The sequence below is a fragment of the Streptomyces sp. NPDC057002 genome (genome assembly GCF_042673825.1).
Lineage (GTDB): Bacteria > Actinomycetota > Actinomycetes > Streptomycetales > Streptomycetaceae > Streptomyces.
The window spans coordinates 1,822,654-1,824,362 of record NZ_JBHURZ010000001.1 but is presented as its reverse complement, the minus strand read 5'-3'; the positions used below and the strand labels follow the sequence as shown (position 1 = coordinate 1,824,362).

2 protein-coding genes are annotated in these 1,709 nt (G+C 69.8%); both read left to right on the top strand.

Annotated features, from left to right (window positions below):
• Positions 1-187: 187 nt before the first annotated feature.
• On the top strand, positions 188-1,435 hold the full coding sequence (locus tag ACFT32_RS08060) for a cytochrome P450 (protein WP_382486971.1): 1,248 nt from the start codon (positions 188-190) through the stop codon (positions 1,433-1,435).
• A 29-nt stretch (positions 1,436-1,464) separates the two neighbouring features.
• Positions 1,465-1,689, top strand: a complete 225-nt coding sequence (locus ACFT32_RS08055) for an MbtH family protein (RefSeq protein ID WP_059302640.1) — start codon at positions 1,465-1,467, stop codon at positions 1,687-1,689.
• Positions 1,690-1,709: the final 20 nt, after the last annotated feature.

Here is a 1,709-nt window from a genome sequence, read left to right as displayed (position 1 = left end):
GCAGGCGAAACGGGCAAGTCGGGGCTCCGGGCGGCTGCTGACCATGCGTCATTCAGCCGCCGCTTAAGGACGATGCCCCTGTTCGGCGGCCGGTGCTAGCGTCGAAGCATCGGCCGTCGACTCCCACCACTGCGGCAACTCCGGTGACTCCGGTGTTGCGACCACGACGAACGGGGTGATCCGCGGCATGACGGAACTGATCCACGACGTGGACCTTGCGGACCCGCAGACGTTCCACTCCGATCTCACGGACTTCTGGAAACGGCTCAGAGAGCACAACCCGGTGGCCTGGCACCCACCCCGGGGGGACAACCCCGGCTTCTGGGTCGTCAGCCGCCACGCCGACATCATGGCGGTGTACCGGGACAACGTGAACTTCACGTCGGAGCGGGGGAACCTGCTGGTGACGCTGCTGGCCGGCGGGGACTCCGCGGCCGGCCAGATGCTCGCCGTCACCGACGGCCACCGCCACCGCGAACTGCGGAAGATCATGCTCACGGCGTTCTCCCCGCGCGCCCTGGAGCGCATCGCGGAACGGGTGCGGGAGAACACCAGGAGACTGGTGGCCGAGGCGGTCGAGCGCGGCACCTGCGACTTCGCCGAGGACATCGCGAGCCACATCCCGATGGGCACCATCGCCGACCTGCTCGGAGTCCCCGCGTCGGACCGGGAGTTCCTGCTCTCGCTCACCAAGTCCGCGCTGAGCTCGGAAGCGGCGGACGCGGGCGAGGTCGACGCCCTCATGGCCCGCAACGAGATCCTGCTGTACTTCGGCGAGCTCGTGGAACAACGTCGCGCGTCCCCCGGCGACGACGTGATCAGCGTCCTCGCCGGCGGCGAGATCGACGGCAGGTCGCTCACCGAGGACGAGATGGTCCTCAACTGCTACAGCCTCATCATCGGCGGCGACGAGACGAGCCGGCTCTCGATGATCGACGCCGTGCGCACCCTCGCGGACCACCCCGCGCAGTGGCAACTGCTGCGCGACGGCGACGTCGGCCTCGGCACGGCCGCCGAGGAGATACTGCGCTGGGCCACGCCGGCCATGCACTTCGGCCGCACCTGTCTGACCGACACCGAGGTCGGCGGCGTACGCGTCGCCGCGGGCGACATCGTCACCCTGTGGCACAGCTCCGGCAACCGCGACGCGTCCGTCTTCGACGACCCGTACGCCTTCACGCTGGGCCGCACGCCCAACAAGCACATCACCTTCGGCTACGGCCCGCACTTCTGCCTCGGCGCCTACCTGGGCCGCGTCGAGGTGTCCGAACTGCTCTCGGCGCTGCGGACCTTCAGCCGCGGCTTCGAGGTCGCCGGGCCCGCCCGGCGCATCCACTCCAACTTCCTGACCGGCTTCAGCTCGCTGCCCGTGCGCTTCGAGCCGGACCCGGCGGGACTCGCCCAGTACCACGAGACGCGTGGCGCAAGCGTGTGACCGCGCCCCACCCCGAGGAGGACACCCAGATGAGCACCAACCCGTTCGAGGACCCCGACGGCACCTACCTGGTCCTCGTCAACGACGAAGGCCAGCACTCGCTGTGGCCCGCGTTCGTCGAGGTACCGGCGGGCTGGCAGGTCGCGCTCAAGGAGACCGACCGGCAGTCGGCGCTCGACTACGTCAACGAGCACTGGACCGATATGCGGCCCAAGAGCCTCGTCGAAGCCATGGAGAAGGCCGGCGCCGCCTGACGGACGCCGGCCCCGCCGCC

Bases quoted from the DNA above. Each gene is read 5' to 3' on its own strand.
- ACFT32_RS08060 (WP_382486971.1), top strand. From the start codon at position 188: ATGACGGAACTGATCCACGACGTGGACCTTGCGGACCCGCAGACGTTC.
- ACFT32_RS08055 (WP_059302640.1), top strand. From the start codon at position 1,465: ATGAGCACCAACCCGTTCGAGGACCCCGACGGCACCTACCTGGTCCTC.